The 19712-nt window shown below is 70.9% G+C and carries 16 protein-coding genes; 11 read left to right on the top strand and 5 right to left on the bottom strand.

Features of this window, described 5'->3' with window-relative positions:
* Nucleotides 1-43 precede the first annotated feature (43 nt).
* Nucleotides 44-1672, bottom strand: a complete 1629-nt coding sequence (locus MKK82_RS07590) for a CTP synthase (protein ID WP_238285220.1) — start codon at nt 1670-1672, stop codon at nt 44-46.
* Nucleotides 1673-1828: 156 nt separating this feature from the next.
* A complete protein-coding gene (gene secG / locus MKK82_RS07585; RefSeq protein ID WP_238285221.1) occupies nt 1829-2248 on the bottom strand; it encodes a preprotein translocase subunit SecG in 420 nt (139 codons plus the stop codon).
* 297 nt (nt 2249-2545) lie between these two features.
* On the opposite strand from secG, the gene MKK82_RS07580 reads away from it, so the two are divergent.
* Nucleotides 2546-2992, top strand: a complete 447-nt coding sequence (locus MKK82_RS07580; protein WP_238285224.1) for a nuclear transport factor 2 family protein — start codon at nt 2546-2548, stop codon at nt 2990-2992.
* Nucleotides 2993-3224: 232 nt separating this feature from the next.
* Here the strand turns inward: MKK82_RS07580 and tpiA are convergent, their stop codons facing one another.
* Entirely contained in the window at nt 3225-3986 is a 762-nt protein-coding gene (tpiA, locus tag MKK82_RS07575; RefSeq protein WP_238285228.1) for a triose-phosphate isomerase, read from the bottom strand.
* A 187-nt stretch (nt 3987-4173) separates the two neighbouring features.
* Between tpiA and MKK82_RS07570 the strand changes: the two genes are divergently transcribed.
* From MKK82_RS07570 to glp, 7 genes are all read left to right on the top strand, one after another.
* On the top strand, nt 4174-6075 hold the full coding sequence (locus tag MKK82_RS07570; protein ID WP_238285229.1) for a peptidylprolyl isomerase: 1902 nt from the start codon (nt 4174-4176) through the stop codon (nt 6073-6075).
* A gap of 3 nt (nt 6076-6078) precedes the next feature.
* A complete protein-coding gene (gene trpE / locus MKK82_RS07565) occupies nt 6079-7599 on the top strand; it encodes an anthranilate synthase component I (RefSeq protein ID WP_238285232.1) in 1521 nt (506 codons plus the stop codon).
* Nucleotides 7600-7731: 132 nt separating this feature from the next.
* Nucleotides 7732-8346: an anthranilate synthase component II gene (locus tag MKK82_RS07560; RefSeq protein ID WP_238285335.1), complete on the top strand. Its 615-nt coding sequence runs from the start codon at nt 7732-7734 to the stop codon at nt 8344-8346.
* Nucleotides 8347-8381: 35 nt separating this feature from the next.
* Nucleotides 8382-9419: an anthranilate phosphoribosyltransferase gene (gene trpD / locus MKK82_RS07555; protein ID WP_238285234.1), complete on the top strand. Its 1038-nt coding sequence runs from the start codon at nt 8382-8384 to the stop codon at nt 9417-9419.
* Entirely contained in the window at nt 9416-10342 is a 927-nt protein-coding gene (gene trpC / locus MKK82_RS07550; RefSeq protein WP_238285236.1) for an indole-3-glycerol phosphate synthase TrpC, read from the top strand. The genes trpD and trpC overlap by 4 nt, the downstream gene beginning before the upstream one ends.
* A 3-nt stretch (nt 10343-10345) precedes the next feature.
* A complete protein-coding gene (gene moaC / locus MKK82_RS07545; RefSeq protein WP_238285238.1) occupies nt 10346-10837 on the top strand; it encodes a cyclic pyranopterin monophosphate synthase MoaC in 492 nt (163 codons plus the stop codon).
* On the top strand, nt 10834-12063 hold the full coding sequence (gene glp, locus MKK82_RS07540; protein WP_238285240.1) for a gephyrin-like molybdotransferase Glp: 1230 nt from the start codon (nt 10834-10836) through the stop codon (nt 12061-12063). Before moaC ends, glp begins: the two co-directional genes overlap by 4 nt.
* 254 nt (nt 12064-12317) lie before the next feature.
* Here the strand turns inward: glp and MKK82_RS07535 are convergent, their stop codons facing one another.
* Nucleotides 12318-14108, bottom strand: a complete 1791-nt coding sequence (locus MKK82_RS07535; RefSeq protein WP_243985191.1) for a hypothetical protein — start codon at nt 14106-14108, stop codon at nt 12318-12320.
* 159 nt (nt 14109-14267) lie between these two features.
* Between MKK82_RS07535 and MKK82_RS07530 the strand changes: the two genes are divergently transcribed.
* From MKK82_RS07530 to MKK82_RS07520, 3 genes are all read left to right on the top strand, one after another.
* Nucleotides 14268-15770 carry an NAD(P)/FAD-dependent oxidoreductase gene (locus MKK82_RS07530; protein ID WP_238285245.1) on the top strand — a complete coding sequence of 501 codons (1503 nt, stop codon included), beginning with the start codon at nt 14268-14270 and terminating at the stop codon, nt 15768-15770.
* Between the two features lie 114 nt (nt 15771-15884).
* Nucleotides 15885-17153 (top strand): PQQ-dependent sugar dehydrogenase, encoded by a 1269-nt coding sequence (locus MKK82_RS07525; protein WP_238285252.1) that lies wholly within the window; start codon nt 15885-15887, stop codon nt 17151-17153.
* Between the two features lie 150 nt (nt 17154-17303).
* Nucleotides 17304-17621 carry a c-type cytochrome gene (locus MKK82_RS07520; protein ID WP_238285253.1) on the top strand — a complete coding sequence of 106 codons (318 nt, stop codon included), beginning with the start codon at nt 17304-17306 and terminating at the stop codon, nt 17619-17621.
* 75 nt (nt 17622-17696) lie between these two features.
* On the opposite strand, the gene lepA is transcribed toward MKK82_RS07520, so the two are convergent.
* Nucleotides 17697-19499 carry a translation elongation factor 4 gene (gene lepA, locus MKK82_RS07515; RefSeq protein WP_238285258.1) on the bottom strand — a complete coding sequence of 601 codons (1803 nt, stop codon included), beginning with the start codon at nt 19497-19499 and terminating at the stop codon, nt 17697-17699.
* Nucleotides 19500-19712 lie beyond the last annotated feature (213 nt).

The following is a 19712-nucleotide window of genomic DNA, read 5'->3' as shown; positions in this document are numbered from 1 at the left end:
GCCGCGGGGCGAGGAGCGGCGCGCCGCCGCGCCCTGATGCCCGTCAGACTAGGCGGCTCTGCTCGATCGCCGCGCCGACGAAACCCTTGAACAGCGGGTGCGGCTCGAAGGGGCGCGACTTCAGCTCCGGGTGAAATTGCACGCCGATGAACCACGGATGCCCGACATGCTCGACCGTCTCGGGCAGCAGTCCGTCCGGCGAGACGCCGGAGAAGCGCAGGCCCTTCGACTCTAGCCGTTCGCGATAGGCCATGTTGACCTCGTAGCGATGGCGGTGACGCTCCGAGATGTGCTCGGACCCGTAGATCTGGGCGATCTTCGATTCGGGATCGAGCTTCGCCTCGTAGGCGCCGAGCCGCATCGTGCCGCCGAGGTCCCCGGCCGCGGCGCGGCGCTCCAGCTCGTTGCCGCGCAGCCACTCGGTGAGCAGGCCGACCACCGGCTCGGACGTGGCGCCGAACTCGGTCGAATTGGCGTTCGGCATCCCGGCGAGCGACCGGGCCGCCTCGATCACCGCCATCTGCATGCCGAAGCAGATGCCGAGATAGGGGATCCGCTTCTCGCGGGCGTAGCGCGCCGCGCGGATCTTGCCCTCGGCGCCGCGCTGGCCGAACCCGCCCGGGACCAGGATGCCGTTGAGGCCCTCCAGGAACGGCGCCGGGTCCTCGCGCTCGAACACCTCGGCCTCGATCCACTCGAGGTTGACCTTCACCCGGTGGCTGATGCCCCCGTGGGTCAGCGCCTCGGTCAGCGACTTGTAGGCGTCCTTCAGCCCCGTGTACTTGCCCACGATGGCGATGGAGACCTCGCCCTCCGGATTGCGGACGCGCTCGGCGATGGTCCGCCAGCGGCCGAGATCCGGCTCCTCGCCGTGCTCCAGGCCGAAATGGCCGAGCACCTCCCGGTCGAGGCCGGCGGTCCGGTAGGAGAGCGGCACCTCGTAGATCGAGGCCACGTCGCGCGCCTCGATCACGGCGGTCTCGCGGACGTTGCAGAACAGCGCCAGCTTGCGGCGCTCGTCGACGGGTATGTCGCGGTCGCAGCGGCAGAGGAGGATGTCGGGCTGGATGCCGATGGAACGCAGCTCCTTCACGGAATGCTGCGTCGGCTTGGTCTTCAGCTCGCCCGCGGACGGGATGTAGGGCAGGAGCGTCAGGTGCACGTAGCAGCAGGTGCCGCGGGGCAGTTCCTGGCCGAGTTGACGGATCGCCTCGAAGAACGGCAGCCCCTCGATGTCGCCCACGGTGCCGCCGATCTCGACGAGCACGAAGTCGAAGCTGTCGTTGCCGTCGAGGACGAAATCCTTGATGGCGTTGGTGACGTGCGGGATCACTTGGATCGTGGCGCCGAGATAATCGCCGCGCCGCTCCTTGGCGATGATGTCCTGGTAGATCCGGCCGGTGGTGATGTTGTCGGCCCGGCTCGCCGGCACGCCGGTGAAGCGCTCGTAATGGCCGAGGTCGAGGTCGGTCTCGGCGCCGTCGTCGGTGACGAACACCTCGCCGTGCTGGGTCGGGCTCATCGTGCCCGGATCGACGTTCAGGTAGGGGTCGAGCTTGCGCATCCGGACCCGGTAGCCGCGGGCCTGAAGCACCGCCGCCAGGGCCGCCGAGGCGAGTCCCTTGCCGAGGGAGGAGACCACGCCGCCGGTGATGAAAACGTACCGCGTCATGGGCCTCGGTCCATAAAGAAGGTGCTGGCGTTTGCCAAACGGCGAATGCCCCGGCCCGTGCATGGGCTGGGGATCGCGGAATGCATGACACGGACCGGCTCGCCGCCGGTCCGTCGAAAGACGTGTGAGACGGTGCGCCGCGCCGGGCGCGGGCCGTCAGCGCGACTGCGGCGCGTCCGGAACCGCGGGCTGGGCCGGAGCGGCCGGCTGGGCCGGGGCCGTCGCCGGGACCCGATCCTGCTGCTGGCGGAGCGTGTCGAGCAGGTTGTCGGCGCCGGTCGGCTGCTTGGCGGGCTGGCCCGATGTCTGCGGCGCGCCGGTGTCGAGAATCGATTTCGGCGCGGCCGAGCGATGCGACAGGATCGCCAGGACCAGGCTGGTCGTGAAGAACAGCGCCGCCAGGATCGCGGTCGCCCGTGTGAGGGCGTTGGCCTGGCCGCGGCCGGTCATGAAGCCCCCGACTCCGCCGCCACCGCCGCCGCCCAGGCCCAGGCCACCCTCGGAGCGCTGAAGCAGCACGACGCCGATCAGCGCGAGCACGATGATGAGGTGGACGACGATCAGGACGGTCTGCATCGGTGTTCCGGGATCTTCAGCGCCGCGCGCCGGCTGGGACAGCCGGCGGACGGAGGCGCAAAGGCCGAAGCCCGGGGCCGCCTGCGCCGTCTCCCTGTCGGATCGGGAGATCTTCGCCTGCGACCCGCGGGCGGGTCGGCCGGAATTCTGCCAGCGCCATACACCACCCGTCCGCCGCCGCCAACCTGACGCCGCCGGCCCGCTGTTCCTGCCGCCCCTCGTCATCGGCCGCGCGCCGTGCTCTGTCCACCGGAGGGCGGACGATCGAAGGCGCCGCCCCGTATCCGGAGCCGCATCATGTCCGTGTCACGCCGTTCGGCGCTCGCCGCCGCCATTGCAGCACCCGTCCTGATGCGGACGCGACCCGGGCAGGCTGCCGACCCGGGCGGTGCTGCCGTCGAGGAGGCGGTCGACGCCCTCACCAAGGCCCTGCTCGCCGGGGATGGACCGGCGCTCGAGGCGCTGACCCATGACGGTCTGAGCTACGGACATTCCAGCGGGCTCGTGCAGGACAGGGCGGCCTTCATCGAGCCGCTGGCTACCAAGCGTGCCAGCTTCCCGAGCATCACCCTGTCGGACCGGTCGGTCTCGGTGGTCGGCGACGACGCCATCGCCCGGCACGTCTTCACCGGGGAGAGCATTGCGAACGGCAAGACCTCGCCCGTGCATATCGGCGTGATGCAGGTCTGGCACCGGGACGGCGGCCGCTGGCGGCTGCTGGCCCGTCAGGCCTTCAAGATCTGAGCCCGCCCGCGTTCGCCGGTCCTCGCGGGCCGAGGGACCGGTCCGGCCGCGCCACCGCCGCAGGTCGCGTGCGGCCCTCCGTCCGGTCCCGATGCCGCGGGCTGCGCGCGGCCAGGATCCCATTTTCATGGGACGCGCCACTTCGTGGGACGCGCCATGCACAGGATTTAAGGCAACGACCGCCGTCCGCGGGCCGCGCAGCGGAGACCGGGATGACGACCCGTCCGCGCGCTCACACGTAGGCGGCGCAGATCCCCAGGAAATCGTCGGCCACGAGGCTCGCGCCGCCGACCAGCGCGCCGTCGACATTGTCCACCGACAGGAGTTCGCGGGCGTTGCCGGGCTTCACCGAGCCGCCGTAGAGGATCCGGATCTTCTGCGCCTCGTCGCCCACGAGCTTGTCCAGCATCTCGCGCAGCGACGCGTGGACCTCAGCGATGTCGCGCGGGGTCGGCGTGCGGCCCGAGCCGATCGCCCAGACCGGCTCGTAGGCGATCACCGTGTCGGCCGCCTTCGCGCCCTTCGGCAGGCCGATGGCGAGTTGGGCGCGGACGATGTCGAGGGCGCGGCCCTGCTCGCGCTCCTCGATGGTCTCGCCCACGCAGATGATGCCGCACAGGCCGGCGCGCCGGGCGCCGAGCGCCTTGGCGTGGACGCCGTCGTCGGTCTCGTGGTGGTAGGCCCGCCGCTCGGAATGGCCCACGATCACGTAGCTGGCGCCGAGATCGGCGAGCATCTCGGCCGAGATCGAGCCCGTGAAGGCGCCGCTCTCGCGGGCGTGCAGGTTCTGTCCGCCGATGGCGATGGGCGAGCCCGCGGCGGCGGCCACGCAGGAACTGATCAGCGTCGCGGGGGGGCAGATCAGCACGTCGATGCGGGCGGCGAGGTCCGGTGCCAGCCGGTCGCGGATCGTCTCGACCACCGAGATCGACGCACGCGTGCCGTTCATCTTCCAATTGCCGGCGACCAGCGGCCTGCGCCCCGACTGCGTCATTCCTGCCCTCGCTCCGCCGCGGCTTTTCAGAAGTCGCCGGGGCCTACCAGAGCGAGCTTGAGCGCGCAAACAGGTGCGGAACGCCCAAGCCTTTGCCTGTGGACGCGAATGGTCTATCGCGGTCCGCTCTCAAGGATTCCGCCGGCCCGGCGACGGGACGGCCGCCGCAGGTATTCGATCACAGACCATGCTTCAGGGCATCCGCAACGCCAGCCAGCACTGGCTCGGCAAGATCATCCTGACGATCATCTTCGCCCTGCTGATCGCGGGCGTGGGGATCTTCGGCGTCGAGGAGTTCTTCCGGGGCGGCTCCAGCAACAGGGTGGCGACGGTCGGCAGCACGCCGATCACCACCGAGCAGGTGCGCCAAGCCTATCAGAACCAGTTGCAGCGCTATCAGACGCAGCTGAAGCGGGCGCTCACGCCGGATCAGGCGCGGATGCTCGGCCTCGACCGGCAGGTGATGTCCCAGCTGATCACCGAGGCCGCCCTCGATCAGAAGACGCACGATCTCGGCCTCGCCGTGCCGGACGCCTCGGTGATCCGGGCGATCCACGACGAGAAGAGCTTCCAGAACGCGCAAGGTCAGTTCGACTCGCAGCTCTTCTACCAGACGTTGCAGCGGGCGGGCCTGAACGAGGGCATGTTCGTGCGCGAGCAGCGCTCCGTGATCGCCCGCCTCCAGCTCGCCGAGGCCGTGTCGTCCGATCTGCACGTGCCCGGGGCCATGCGGGAGGCCGTCCACCGCTACACCACCGAGCGCCGGGCCGCCGCCTACCTGATGCTGACGCCCTCCACGGCCGGCCAGATTCCGGATCCGACCGACGAGGAGCTGAAGACCTGGTATGAGGCCAACAAGTCGGGCTTCCGCGCGCCCGAGTTCAGGTCCGCCAATCTCCTGGTCGTCGACCCCGAGGCGATGGCGAAGCCCGACGCCATCACGGAGGCCGACGCCCGCGCCGCCTACGCGCTGAACAAGGATCGCTACGGCAGCCCGGAGAAGCGCACGATCCAGCAGATCGTCTTCCCCGACGCCGCCGCCGCCGAGGCCGCCCGCAAGGCGATCGAGGACGGCTCCAAGACCTTCGACGCGGTCGCGACCGAGCGGGGCACCGACGAGAAGGATCTCACGCTCGGCACGCTGACCAAGAGCGAGCTGTTCGACAAGGCCGTGGCGGATGCCGCCTTCGCGCTGCCCGAGGGCGGCGTGAGCCAGCCGGTCCAGGGCCGGTTCGGAACGGTGCTTCTGCGGGTGACCAAGATCGAGTCCGGGACCGTGAAGCCCTTCGAGCAGGTCGAGGGCGAGATCCGCAAGGGGCTGGCGCTGGCCCGGGCCCGGGACGCCATGGAGACGACCCGGGACGCCATCGAGGACCAGCGCGCCGGTGCCAAGCCGCTCACCGACATCGCTGCCGAACGCAGCCTCACGCTCGTGGGCGTGAAGGCCGTCGACTCGCAGGGCAAGGATCCGGAGGGCCGGAAGGTCGCCGACATACCCGATCCCGACACCACCCTGCCGGCCCTGTTCCGCGCCGAGATCGGCGGCGACAACGAGCCCCTGCGCACGAAGGCCGGCGGCTACGTCTGGTACGACGTCACCAACATCGACCCGGCGCACGACAAGCCGCTCGATGTGGTGAAGGACGGGGTGAAGGCTGGCTGGACCGCCGCCGAGATCGCCAAGCGCCTGCAGGCCAAGGGCCGCGAATTGGCCGAGAAGCTCAACAAGGGCGAGACCATCGAGGCCGTGGCCCAGGAGGTCGGCGTCAACCCGCAGGAGGCGCAGGATCTCGCGCGCAACCAGGCCCGGGACATGCTCACCGCCGACGACGTGAACCTGATCTTTGCGACCCCGGTGGGCAAGGCCGGCTCGGCGGCGGCGGGCGATTCCCGGGCGGTGTTCAAGGTCACGGCGGCGACGATGCCGGCCTTCGTGGCCGACAGCCCGAGCGACCGGCAGATCACGCAGAGCTTCCAGGCGGCGCTCGCCGACGACGTGCTGTCGGAGTACATCGGCGAGGTCCAGAAGAACGCGGGCGTGAAGGTCGACGCGGCGGCCCTGCGCCGGGCGCTGGGCGGCGAGTACTGAGGCATGGCCGAGGCGCCCGATTACGCGGCCTTCGCGGCGCGCTACGAGGCCGGGCAGCCGGGCCTCGTGGCGCTGACCCTGGTAGCGGATCTGGAAACGCCGGTCGCGGCGTTCCTGAAGCTGCGCGCCCGGCACGCGGGTTCGGCGTTCCTGCTCGAATCGGTCGAGGGCGGCGCCGTGCGCGGCCGCTACTCGATGATCGGGCTCGATCCGGACCTCGTGTGGCGATGCCGGGACGGGGCGCCCGCCATCGCCCGCGGTACCGACCTGACGCATTTCGAACCGGATGACCGCGCGCCCCTGGCGAGCCTGCGGGCGCTGATCGCCGAGAGCGCCATCGGCGACCCTGCGGATGCGGACCTGCCGCCCATGGCCGCCGGCCTGTTCGGCTATCTCGGCTACGACATGGTCCGCGCCATGGAGCGGCTCCCGGAGCCGAACCCGGATCCCCTCGGCGTGCCGGACGCGATCCTGATCCGGCCGCGGGTGATGGTGGTGTTCGATTCCATCCGCGACGTGATCACCGTGGTCTCGCCGGTGCGGCCCGATCCGGGCGTCGCCGCGCGGGCGGCCCACGAGCATGCCCTCCAGCGCCTCGACCGGGTCGCGGCGGCCCTCGAAAGTCCCCTGCCTATCGAGGCGCGGATCGACCTCTCGGCGGTGGCGCATCCCGAGCCGGTTTCCAACACGCCACCGGACGACTTCTTCGCCATGGTGGCGCGGGCCAAGGAGTACATCGTTGCGGGCGACGTGTTCCAGGTGGTGCTGTCCCAGCGGTTCTCGGCGCCGTTCACCCTGCCCGCCTTCAGCCTGTACCGCTCGCTCCGGCGCACCAACCCGGCGCCGTTCCTGTGCTACCTCGACTTCGAGGCCTTCCAGATCGTCTGCTCCTCGCCGGAGATCCTGGTGCGGGTGCGCGAGGGCACCGTCACGGTCCGGCCCATCGCGGGCACCCGTCGCCGCGGCGCGACCCCGGCCGAGGATGCGGCGCTCGCGGCGGAACTCCTCGCCGATCCGAAGGAGCGGGCGGAGCACCTGATGCTGCTCGATCTCGGCCGCAACGATGCCGGCCGCGTCTCCCGCATCGGCAGCGTGCGGGTGACCGACTCGTTCTTCATCGAGCGCTACAGCCAGGTGATGCACATCGTGTCGAACGTCGAGGGCGACCTCGACCCGCGTCACGACCCCCTCGACGCCCTGGCGGCGGGTTTCCCGGCCGGCACGGTCTCCGGCGCCCCGAAGGTGCGAGCCATGGAGATCATCGACGAGCTGGAGCGCGAGAAGCGCGGACCCTACGCGGGCTGCATCGGCTATTTCGGCGCGCGCGGCGAGATGGACACCTGCATCGTCCTCCGCACCGCCCTGGTGAAGGACGGGCGGATGCACGTCCAGGCCGGGGCCGGGATCGTGTACGATTCCGATCCGGCCTCCGAGCAGCAGGAATGCGTCAACAAGGCCAAGGCGCTGTTCCGGGCGGCCGAGGAGGCGGTGCGGTTCGCCGCGCAGGCGAAACGGGGGCAGTAGTCCGGGGCAGGCTCCCGGATCTGTCGCGGACGCAAGCGCCGGGGGGGGCCGGGAGCCCGGGTCGTGCCGCGCGCAGTTGACCGCTTCTTCCCGACCGGTCACATCGCCCCCATGCCCGAGCGTGCCGCCGCGATGTCCAACATCCTCGTCATCGACAACTACGATTCCTTCACGTGGAATCTGGTCCATCTCATCGGCCCGCTCTGCGGCGCGATCGATGTCGTGCGCAACGACGCGCTCACCGTCCCCGAGATCCGCGCCAAGGCGCCGGACGCGATCGTGCTCTCCCCGGGGCCGTGCACACCCAACGAGGCCGGCGTGTGCCTGGATGTGGTGCGCGAACTCTCGCAAGACATCCCGATCTTCGGCGTCTGCCTCGGGCTCCAGGCGATCGGGCAGGCCTTCGGGGGCGACGTGGTGCGGGCGCCGCTGCCGCTGCACGGCAAGGTCTCGACCATACGCCACGGTGCCAGCGGCCTGTTCCGCGGCCTGAACGACAGCTTCGAGGCGACGCGTTACCATTCCCTGGTGGTCGACCGGGCGAGCTGCCCGGAGACGCTCCGGGTCACCGCCGAGGCGGACGGGCTGATCATGGGTCTGGAGCACGCCGAGCGGCCGCTTCACGGCGTCCAGTTCCACCCGGAGAGCATCCGCTCGCAGCACGGCCCGGAGATCGTGAAGAACTTCCTCGATCTCGCCGCCGCCTGGAACGCGGCGCGTGACAGGAGCCGCGCCGGCGTGCATTGACGCCCGGCGGCCGACGAGGCCTTCCGGCAGAGCGCATGGACAGTTTCAGACCCCATCTCGCGAAGGTCGCCGGGGGCTTCGCCCTCGACCGCGCCGAGGCGCGCGCGGCCTTCGACGACTTGCTGTCGGGCGAGGTGACGCCCGTTCAGGCCGGCGCGTTCCTGACCGCCCTCAAGGTGCGCGGCGAGTCCGTCGAGGAGATCGTCGGCGCCGCCGAAGCCATGCGGGCCCGCATGAGCCGGATCCGGGCGCCGGAGAACGCGGTCGACGTGGTCGGCACCGGCGGCGACCATTCCGGCAGCGTCAACGTCTCGACCCTCGCGGCGATCCTGGTGGCCGCCTGCGGCGTGCCGGTGGCCAAGCACGGCAACCGCGCCGCGACCTCGCGCTCCGGCGCCGCCGACGTGCTGGCCGCCCTGGGCGTGCGGCTCGGACTCGACGCCGCGGGACAGGCGCGCTGCCTCGACGAGGCCGGCCTCTGCTTCCTGTTCGCGCAGGCCCACCATCCGGCGATGCGCCACGTGGCGGCGGTGCGCTCCGAACTGCCCGTGCGGACCATCTTCAACCTGCTGGGTCCCCTCAGCAATCCGGCCGGCGTGGCCTATCAGCTCTTCGGCGTGGCCCAGGAGGCGCTCGCCGAACCGCTGACGCGGGTGCTCGGGGAACTCGGCAGCCGCCGGGTCTGGACCGTCCACGGCTCGGACGGCCTCGACGAGATCACCGTCACGGGCCCGACGCGGGTCGTCGCCCTGGAGGAGGGGCGGATCTCCCGGTTCACCATCGATCCGAAGGAGTTCGGGCTCGCCCTGCGCAGGCCCGAGGAGCTGCGCGGCGGCGACCCGCCCGACAACGCCCGGGCGCTGGAGGCCGTCCTGGCGGGTGCGCGCAACGCCTACCGGGACATCGCGGTTCTCAACGCAGGGGCCGCACTCGTCGTCGCGGGGGCCGCCGCAACGCTGGCGGACGGGCTCGCGCGGGCGCAGGATGCCGTCGATTCCGGGGCGGCCCGGGCGACGCTGACCCGATTGGTCCGGGCTTCGAACGACCACTCCAACGGGCAGGAGGGCCGATGAGCGCGATCACGCAAGGGGCGTCGCAGGAAGCGACGCAGGGCACCGCCACCGGGACGCGGACCGAGGCGCCGACCGAGCGGCCGAACGTGCTGGCTCGGATTGAGGCCTACAAGCGCCGCGAGATCGCCGAGGCGAAGTTGCGGGTGCCCCTCGCCAAGCTCGAACGCAAGGTGGCGGACGCCAAGCCGGTGCGGGGCTTCGCGGCGGCGATCCGGTCCCATCTCGGGGAGGGGCGGCCGGCGCTCATCGCCGAGGTGAAGAAGGCCTCCCCGTCCAAGGGCCTGATCCGCGCCGACTTCGACCCCGCTGCTCTGGCCGCCGCCTACGAGGCGGGGGGGGCCACCTGCCTGTCGGTGCTCACCGACGAGCCCTCGTTCCAGGGACGGCCGGAATACCTGACCCAGGCGCGCGCCGCCTGCGGGCTACCGGTGCTGCGCAAGGACTTCCTGTTCGAGCCCTACCAAGTCTACGAGGCCCGGGCCTGGGGCGCCGATTGCATCCTCGTGATCATGGCCTGCCTGGACGACGACGAGGCCGTCGACCTCGTCGCCACCGCCCATCTCCTCGGGATGGACGTCCTCGTCGAGGTGCACGACGAGGCCGAGCTCGCGCGGGCGATCCCGCTCGGGACCGCCCTGATCGGGATCAACAACCGCAACCTCAAGACGTTCGAGGTGTCGTTCGACACCGCGATCCGCCTCGGCGCCGGGATCCCGCAGGATCGGATCGCCGTCGCGGAGAGCGGCATCGGCGGCCACGCGGACGTGACGCGGCTCCGCGAGAACGGCCTCGGCGTGGTGCTGGTCGGCGAGAGCCTGATGCGACAGGCGGACGTCACCCGGGCGACCCGCGCGCTGCTCTTCGGCGACGCCGAGGGCGGGGGTGCGGACGTCAAGGGCGGCAAGGCCAAGATGAAGGGCTGAGCGATGCAGCCGGGCGCGACGCTCACCCACCTCGATACCAGCGGCGCGGCCAACATGGTCGACGTCACTGAAAAGCCCGCCACCGACCGGGCCGCCCGGGCGGAGGGCTGCATCGTGATGCAGCCCGAGACGCTGGCGCTGATCCGCGAGGGCGACGCCAAGAAGGGCGACGTGATCGGCACGGCCCGCCTCGCCGGCATCATGGCGGCCAAGCGCACGCACGAATTGATTCCCCTCTGCCACCCGCTGCTGCTCTCGAAGGTGCGCGTCGCGATCGAGCTGGACGATGCGCTGCCCGGCCTGCGCATCGCCGCCGAGGTGCGGGTCCAGGGGCCGACCGGCGTCGAGATGGAGGCGCTGACGGCGGTCTCGGTGGCGTGCCTGACGGTCTACGACATGGTGAAGGCGGTGGATCGCGGCATGCGGATCGAGGGCATCCGCCTCACCGCCAAGGATGGCGGCCGCTCCGGCGCCTACCGGGCTCCGGCCGCATGAGCGGCCTGATCCCGGTCGCCGAGGCGTTGAACCGGGTCCTGGCGAGCGTCGCCGCCCCGCTGGGATCGGAGACGGTGCCGCTGCCGCAGGCCGCCGGGCGGACGCTCGCGGCCGACGTCGTCGCCACGCGCACGCAGCCACCGTTTCCCGCCTCCGCCATGGACGGCTACGCGGTCCGCAGCGCCGATGCAGGCGTGGAAGGCGCGCGCCTGCGGCTCATCGGCACCAGCGCGGCCGGTCACGGCTTCGGCGGATCGCTCGGGGCCGGCGAGGCGGTGCGGATCTTCACTGGCGCCCCCGTGCCTCGGGGCGCGGACGCGATCCTCATCCAGGAAGACGCGCGGGCCGACGGCGGCGCCGTCCATGTCGTGGAGCCGGTGGAGCCGAACCGCTTCATCCGGCGCGCCGGACTGGATTTCTCCGCGGGCGAGACCCTGCTGGCGGCGGGGATGAGCCTTGATGCCCGGCGCCTCGCCCTCGCCGCCGCGGCAGGCCATCCGCGCCTGTCCGTGCGGCGCAAACCGCGCGTGGCGATCCTCGCCACCGGGGACGAACTGGTTGAGCCGGGCGCCGAGCCGGCCTGGGACCAGATCGTCGCCTCGAACGGCCTCGCGCTGGCCGCGCTCGCCGCCGAGGCGGGGGCCGAGATCCTCGATCTCGGCATCGCGGCCGACGATCACGGCGCACTGGAGGACGCGTTCCGGCGCGCGCGGGCGGCACGGGCCGACCTGCTGGTGACGCTGGGCGGGGCGTCGGTCGGTGATCACGACCTCGTCCAGGCGGCGCTTGCCCGCGAGGGGCTGGAACTCGGTTTCTGGCGCGTGGCGCTCCGGCCCGGCAAGCCGCTGATGCACGGCCGCCTCGGCGACATGCTGGTGATCGGACTGCCGGGCAACCCGGTCTCGTCCATCGTCTGCGGGCTGCTCTTCGTGGTGCCGGCGATCCGCGCGCTCCAGGGGGATCCCCAGGCCGGCGCCGACCGCAGCGAGCCGGCGACGCTCGGCCGCGACCTCCCGGCCAATGACGGACGGGCCGACTACATGCGGGCGAGCCTCACGAACGCGCCGGGCCGGCTCCCGGTGGCGGATCCGGAGCAGCGGCAGGATTCCTCAATGCTGGCTGTCCTCGGCCGCGCCGAGGCGCTGCTGATCCGCGCGCCCCACGAGCCCGCCGCGCGGGCTGGCGATCCCTGCCGCATCATCCGCCTGGACCGCCGCCTGCTCTGACCGGTCGCACCGTTCTGGAGGCGTGAGGGCGGATCGGCGGCCCTCCCGCGACGGCCACGGCACCGCGGTCCGGATCTGCTTCCCCGATGACGATGTCGCGCCGCACAGCCTCGCTTGGCTGCGCCCGGGACGCCGGAGAGTTCTCGTGATCGGCGATATTTTCCGCCGTTCTGCGAGGCGTTCGCCGCGCTCCGGCTCCTGCGGGGAGGCACAAACGTCCGTCGTCACGGTGGTGCGGCGGCCCCCCGTGGCCGTCACGGGCTCGATCGGGGCACCACCCGCCAAACCTTCAGCGGGCCGGGCAGGTCCAGCGCCTGCAGCCGGTCCGACTGTGCGGTCCCGCGGGCGAGCCGCGTCGCGAAGGCGGGCTCGGCCTGGAGGTCGTCGGCCGGGCGATCCGGGCAGGCGACGAGGTAGCCGACCCCGAAGTCGCGCAGCACCCGGTCGAGGTCCGCCTCGGTGCCGCCGAGGCCCTCGATGGCGGCGGTGAGGCCCGGGATGGCCCGGTGATAGGGGGCGGCGACGATCCGGTGGGGCGTGCGCAACAGGATGGTCGGCCCCATGAGAATCGGCGCCAAGACGGTCCCCGGCGGAAGCGCCGCCAGGGGGCGCAGCGCCGCCTCGCTCTGGCAGGCGATCGCCCCCCCGGGATCGGTGGCCGTGCGCGAGGCGGGAGCCAGGATTTCGGCGAGGGCCGCCGGCACCATCCAGAGGGTGCTGACGAGGCCGCAGCTCAGCGCGAGGCTCCCCCAGCGCCGCGCCCCCGCGGCCGGCTCACCCGCGCCCGTGAGGGCCCGGTCGATCACCGCGCCGGCCACGAGCGGCACGAAGCCGGAGGCGATGTAGAGGCCGCGGAACTGGAAGACGCCGAGGATCAGGCCCGGCCACAGGAACAGGGCGATGATCGACCACGCCCGCCGGGCCGGGCCGCGCCACGCCTTCCCGGTGGCGGTCAGGCACGCCAGCAGGGCCGCCGGGTAGAAGACCAGGACCTCCCATTGCCCCCGCGCCACAAATTTGGGCACGGAGGACATCTCGTTGACCGTGAGCAGCCAGTGGGTCCGCACAAGCTCCGGCATGTCGGGGAAGGGGCCGCCGAGGCAGAGCGGGAAGGCGCTCGCGAATCCGGCGAGCAGGATGGCGCCGCTGAGGCCCGCGAGGGCGATCCGCCCCTGGACCGTGGCGAGGCGGGGCGCCAGGATCAGGGCCGCGACCGCGAGGGCGAATCCGCCGGAGGTCAGCCACAGCCAGGGCGCCGAGAGGGCGTCGCAACGCGGCGCCGTCCAGAGGTTGGGGGCGGTCTGAAGCGCGAACAGGAGGGGAGCGGCGATCCCCAGGGCAAGCCCGAAGCCCCCCAGGGCCGACAGGGCCGGGCGCCCGCGCAGGCACCAGTCGCCGGTCAGGTACAGGGCTCCGAGGGCCACGGCGGGCAGGCCCTCCAGCCCCACCGCCAGCGACAGCGCCGCGAGGACTCCGCCGACGAGGCCGGCGCGCAGGCCGCCGCGGATCATGCAGAAGGCCAGACCCAGCATGGCCAGGATCTGCACGTTGTGATGATCGACGCGGCCGGGCTGGAACTGGATGCTCACCCCGAAGGACTGGGTGGCCACGAGGATCGACAGGAGCGCCGCGCGGCTGCCGAAGCTGGCGGCCGTGCCGCGGTAGAGGACGACGCAGTACAGCCCGAACAGGAGGAACGGCCAGAGCGCGGCCGTCGCGCCCAGGGCGAGAAACCCGCCGAGGAACGGCGTCAGCGCGGCGATCAGCCCGGCAATCGGGGCGTCCACGAGGCGTGACCAGTGGCTCGGCACGCCGGCGGGCGCGAGGAAGCGCGATTGGACGTTGTCGTACCAGCCTTGGCCGGCGAGGAGGTCGCGCACCTCCACGAGGCGCATGGCGTCGTCGGTGTCGGGCACGCGCAGGTGGCGGATCGTCTCCCAGACGACCTCGGGCGGGTGCATGGTCGCGAGGCAGAGCGCGAACAGCACCCACAGGATCATGCGGAGATCGATCCGGTGCGGCATGACGGCGACCGCGGACGGCATCGGCTGCATCTCCTGCGCGGCGCGGACGGGCGCCGAGGGATGTGTCGGCGATTACGCTTAAGGACCGGTCAATCCCCGGGGACGCGGTTCATTAACCACCCCTTGCGATAACCGGCGCGCCGCGGCGCGTTCCGGCCGCGCAGCCAGCCGGAGCCGGGGATGAGCCACCACACCGAGACGCTGGTGATCGGCGCGGGGCCGGCGGGCCTCACCGCCGCCTACCTGCTGTCGAAGCAGGGGCGCTCGGTCATCGTCCTCGAGCGGGATCCGGACCAGGTCGGGGGCATCTCGCGCACGGTCTCCCACAACGGCTACCTGTTCGACATCGGCGGGCACCGGTTCTTCTCGAAGTCGCAGGCGGTGGTCGATCTCTGGGACGAGATCCTGCCGAACGACTTCATCGAGCGGCCGCGGCTGTCGCGGATCTACTATCGCGGCCGGTACTACGCCTACCCGCTGAAGGCCTTCGAGGCGCTGCGCAACCTCGGCGTCCTGACCAGCGCCGCCTGCCTCGCCTCCTATCTCTACGCTCGCGCGCGACCGGTGGCCGACCCGAAGACCTTCCACGCCTGGGTGCGCAACCAGTTCGGCGAGCGCCTGTTCGCGATCTTCTTCAAGACCTACACCGAGAAGGTGTGGGGTATGTCGTGCGACGCCATCTCGGCCGATTGGGCCGCGCAACGGATCAAGGGGCTCGACCTCGGCGCGGCGATCCGCGACGGGCTGAAGCGCTCGCTCGGCCTGCGCAAGCCGGCCCGGGCCGGGGGACCGGTGATCAAGACGCTGATCGAGTCGTTCCGCTATCCCCGGCGCGGTCCGGGCATGATGTGGGAGGCCGCCGCCGCCAAGGTCCGCGCGCAGGGCGGACGCGTCCTCCTCGACCGCGGCGTCGATTCCCTTGGATACGATCCCGGCACCGGGATCTGGACCGTGGCGGCCCGCCGCGCCGACGGCACCCGCGAGACCTTCACGGCCCGCCACGTGGTCTCGTCGGCCCCGGTGCGGGACCTGATCGACGCGATCCGGCCGCGGCCGCTCAGCACCTTCAACGCCCGGGCGCTGAAGTACCGCGACTTCCTGACCGTGGCGCTCATCGCGAAGGCCCGCACGGACTTTCCCGACAACTGGATCTACATCCACGACCCGTCCGTGAAGGTTGGGCGCGTGCAGAACTTCCGCTCCTGGTCGCCCGAGATGGTGCCGGACGACGGCCACACCTGCCTCGGCCTCGAGTATTTCTGCTTCGAGGGCGACGGGCTGTGGAACGCCACGGATGCCGACTTGGTCGATCTCGCCAAGCGGGAGATCGCGCAGATCGGCCTGATCGACCCGGCCGATGTGGTCGATGCCTGCGTGGTCCGCCAACCCAAGGCCTATCCGGTCTACGACGAGGAGTATGCCGGCCACGTCGCCACCGTGCGCCGGGAGCTGGAGCGGGACTTCCCGAGCCTGCACCTCGTCGGCCGCAACGGCATGCACAAGTACAACAACCAGGACCACGCGATGATGACCGCGATGCTGACCGTGGAGAACATCCTCTGCGGGCGGCGCCGGCACGACGTCTGGCAGGTCAACGAGGACGCCGAATACACGGAGGCCGGCGTCTCCGGCGCCCAGGCCGCGCTGGGCAGCGAGCGGCTCGTGCCCCGCAAGGTCGCCTGACCGGCGACAGGCCCCGGGCCGCGTCACCGATGCGGCTTGCTCCGCGTGATCGCGCCTCTATCGTCCGCTTCCGGACAGCCCCAGCTTCAAGGGCGGCCGGGAGGAACATTGACGATGCGATCACTGATCATCGCCGCGCTTCTGGCGGGCGTCGCCGCACCCGCGCTGGCGCAGGGCGCCGCCCCCGCGGAGACCAAGGCCAAGACGGACGATCTGGAGAAGCTCCAGGGCTTCCACAGCACGAACACGCAGGCCGCCCCCGAAATCCCGCAGACCGGCCGGCGCGCCGACGCGATCCGTAAGAACCTCGGCAAGATCAAGCTGCCCGACGGCTTCAAGATCGACCTCTACGCCGTCGTGCCGGACGCCCGCGCCATCGCGGTCGGCCCCAATGCCGGCGTCCTGTTCGTCGGCACGCGCAAGAGCAAGGTCTACACGGTCACCGACCGCGACAAGGACCGGGTCGCCGACGAGGTCCGGGCCTTCGCGCCGGGCATCGAGTTCAAGATCCCGAACGGCGTCTGCTTCTCGAAGGACGGGGTGCTGACCGTCGTCGAGCAGAACCGCGTCCTCGCCTTCCCGGCCGCCGAGTTCTTCTACGAGAACCCCGACGTGGCCGCCGGCGTGCTGGTCAAGCAGGGCGAGCTGATCCCCACCGCCGAGGAGAGCTTCAACCACACCGCCCGCGTCTGCCGGGTCGGCGCGGATGGGAAGACCTATATCGCCCTCGGGCAGCCCTACAACGTGCCGCCCGCCGAGAAGATGGACCTCTACAGGAAGGTCGGCATCGGCGGCATCATCCGGATCGACGCCGACGGCAAGAACCGCGAAGTCTACGCCACCGGTATCCGAAACTCGGTGGGTATGGATTTCGCCACCGACAAGTCGCTCTGGTTCACCGACAATCAGGTCGACGGGATGGGCGACGACAAGCCGCCGGGCGAGCTGAATCACGCCACCAAGGCGGGCGAGAATTTCGGTTTCCCGTGGTTCGGCGGCGGCTCCGTCCGCACGGTCGAGTACAAGGACCAGGCGCCGCCGGCCGACGCGGTCGCGCCGATGGCCGAATTGCCGCCCCACGCGGCCGATCTCGGCATGACCTTCTACACCGGCAAGCAGTTCCCGGCGGAGTACAAGGGCGGGATTTTCATCGCCGAGCACGGATCCTGGAATCGCACCGAGCCGGTGGGCGCCCGGGTGATGTTCGCCAAGCTCGGGGCCGACGGGAAGATCGAGTCGGTGAAGCCGTTCGCGGAGGGCTGGCTCACCGGCGACGGCGAGTATCTCGGCCGTCCGGTGGACGTGGCGGTGATGCTCGACGGCTCGCTGCTGGTCTCCGACGATTCCGCCGGGGCGATCTACCGGATCTCTTACGAGAAGTAGTTTTTGTGACGGGGCGCCTCTCCAAAAGAGGGGCGCCCGGGTTGCGGACAGGCCCGACGCGCCTCCTCTCCCGTGCGGGAGGGGGAGCCCGCGTCCCCGACTCGGCCCGTCCGAATGCGCGTAACCTGGACCCCATCCCGAGCCCGCCCGATGATTCGCCCGCTCCTCCTCCTCGCCGCCATTCTCGTCCCGTTCTCGGCCCGGGCCGGCGACGCGGGCGCAGGCCGGAAGCGCGCGAGCGCCTGCCAGACCTGCCACGGGATGGACGGACTCTCGAAGCTGCCGGAGGCGCCGAACCTCGCCGGGCAGGTGGAGCCTTACCTCGTCAAGGCGCTCACCGAGTACCGCGACGGCAAGCGGCAGAACGAGATCATGAACGTGGTCGCGAAGGAGCTGTCGGACGCCGATATCGCCAATCTGGCGGCTTATTACTCAGGGATCCAGATCGACGTGCTGCCGCCCGGATAGCCCCCGCGCCTCTCCCGCCCCGAGGGGGGGGAGGGGCCGCGTCATAATCGGACTGCCGATCCCGGTCGCCTCGCCTCAATCGTCCATCTTCAGGGCGGCGATGAACGCCTCCTGGGGGATCTCGACGCGCCCGAACTGGCGCATCTTTTTCTTGCCTTCCTTCTGCTTGTCCAGAAGCTTGCGCTTGCGCGAGATGTCGCCGCCGTAGCACTTGGCGGTGACGTCCTTGGACAGGGCCTTGATCGTCTCGCGGGCGATGATCTTGCCGCCGATCGCCGCCTGGACCGGAATCTGGAACAGGTGGCGGGGGATCAGGTCCTTCAGCTTCTCGCACATGGCCCGGCCACGGGATTCGGCGCGGGTGCGGTGGACCAGCATCGACAGGGCGTCCACCGGCTCCGCATTGACCAGCAGCGACATCTTCACGAGGTCGCCCTCGCGGTAGTCGGAGACGTGGTAGTCGAACGAGGCGTAGCCCTTCGAGATCGACTTCAGCCGGTCGTAAAAGTCGAACACCACCTCGTTGAGCGGCAGGTCGTAGACCACCATGGCGCGCTTGCCGACGTAGTTGAGGTCGATCTGGACCCCGCGGCGGTCCTGGCAGAGCTTGAGCACGCCGCCGAGATACTCGTCCGGCGTCAGGATCGTGGCGCGGATCCAGGGCTCCTCGATCGTCTCGATCTTCATCACGTCCGGCATGTCGGCCGGGTTGTGCAGCTCCTTGACGGTGCCGTCGCGCATCTGCAGCCGGTAGACGACGGAGGGCGCCGTCGAGATCAGGTCGAGGTTGAATTCCCGCTCCAGCCGCTCCTGGATGATCTCCAGGTGCAGCAGACCGAGGAAGCCGCAGCGGAAGCCGAAGCCGAGCGCCGCCGAACTCTCCATCTCGTAGGAGAACGAGGCGTCGTTGAGCCGGAGACGGCCCATGGCCGAGCGCAGGTTCTCGAATTCGGCCGCGTCCACCGGGAACAGGCCGCAGAACACCACCGCCTGAACCTCCTTGAAGCCCGGCAGCATCTCGGTGGTCTGGCGCTTGTCCTCGGTGATGGTGTCGCCGACGCGGGTGTCGGCGACCTCCTTGATCGAGCCGGTGAAGAAGCCGACCTCGCCCGGGCCCAGCGCGTCGATATCGGCCATCTTCGGGCGGAACACGCCGATCCGGTCCACGCCGTAGACCGCGTCGGCGCCCATCATGCGGATGGTCATGCCCTTCTTGAGGGTGCCGTCGATGACGCGCACCAGCACGACGACGCCGAGATACGCGTCGTACCAGCTGTCCACCAGCAGGGCCTTGAGCGGCGCGTCGCGGTTGCCTTTCGGCGCCGGCAGGCGCGTGACGATCGCCTCCAGCACGGCCTCGATGTTGAGCCCGGTCTTGGCCGAGATCGGCACGGCCTGAGAGGCGTCGAGACCGATCACCTCCTCGATCTGCTCCTTCACCCGGTCGGGCTCGGCGGCCGGCAGGTCGACCTTGTTGAGGACCGGGACGATCTCGTGGTTGGCGTCGAGGGCCTGATAGACGTTGGCGAGCGTCTGCGCCTCGACCCCCTGGGAGGCGTCGACCACCAGCAGCGAGCCCTCGCAGGCGGCGAGCGAGCGGGACACCTCGTACGCGAAGTCGACGTGGCCGGGCGTGTCCATCAGGTTCAGGACGTAGTCGCGACCGTCCTGCGCCTTGTATTCCAGGCGCACGGTCTGCGCCTTGATGGTGATGCCGCGCTCCTTCTCGATATCCATCGAGTCGAGCATCTGCTCGCTCATGTCGCGCAGCGCGACGGTGCCGGTGGCCTGGATCAGCCGGTCCGCCAGGGTCGATTTGCCGTGGTCGATATGCGCGACGATCGAGAAGTTGCGGATGGATTCGATCGGGGCTGTCATCGGCATTCCGTTCGGGCACGCGCCGGCGCACGCCGTCTGACGTCGGGGCGTGTTCGGATGGATCGGCTTCCGCGCGAGATAGCAGTGCGGCGGCAAGGCGCCAAGCGCGGCCTAAGCGCCCGCGCGGCGGCGCCGCCGGGTCGAAGATCCCGCAGCGTCGGCCGGGGGCTGCGAATCAGGGCCTGGGATCCGGACCGCCGGGGGCGGTCACGA

It is taken from the genome of Methylobacterium sp. E-046 (assembly GCF_022829625.1).
GTDB classification, from domain to species: Bacteria; Pseudomonadota; Alphaproteobacteria; order Rhizobiales; family Beijerinckiaceae; genus Methylobacterium; species Methylobacterium longum.
The sequence above is the reverse complement of the archived record's forward strand: the minus strand, read 5'-3'. Positions and strand labels throughout refer to the sequence as shown.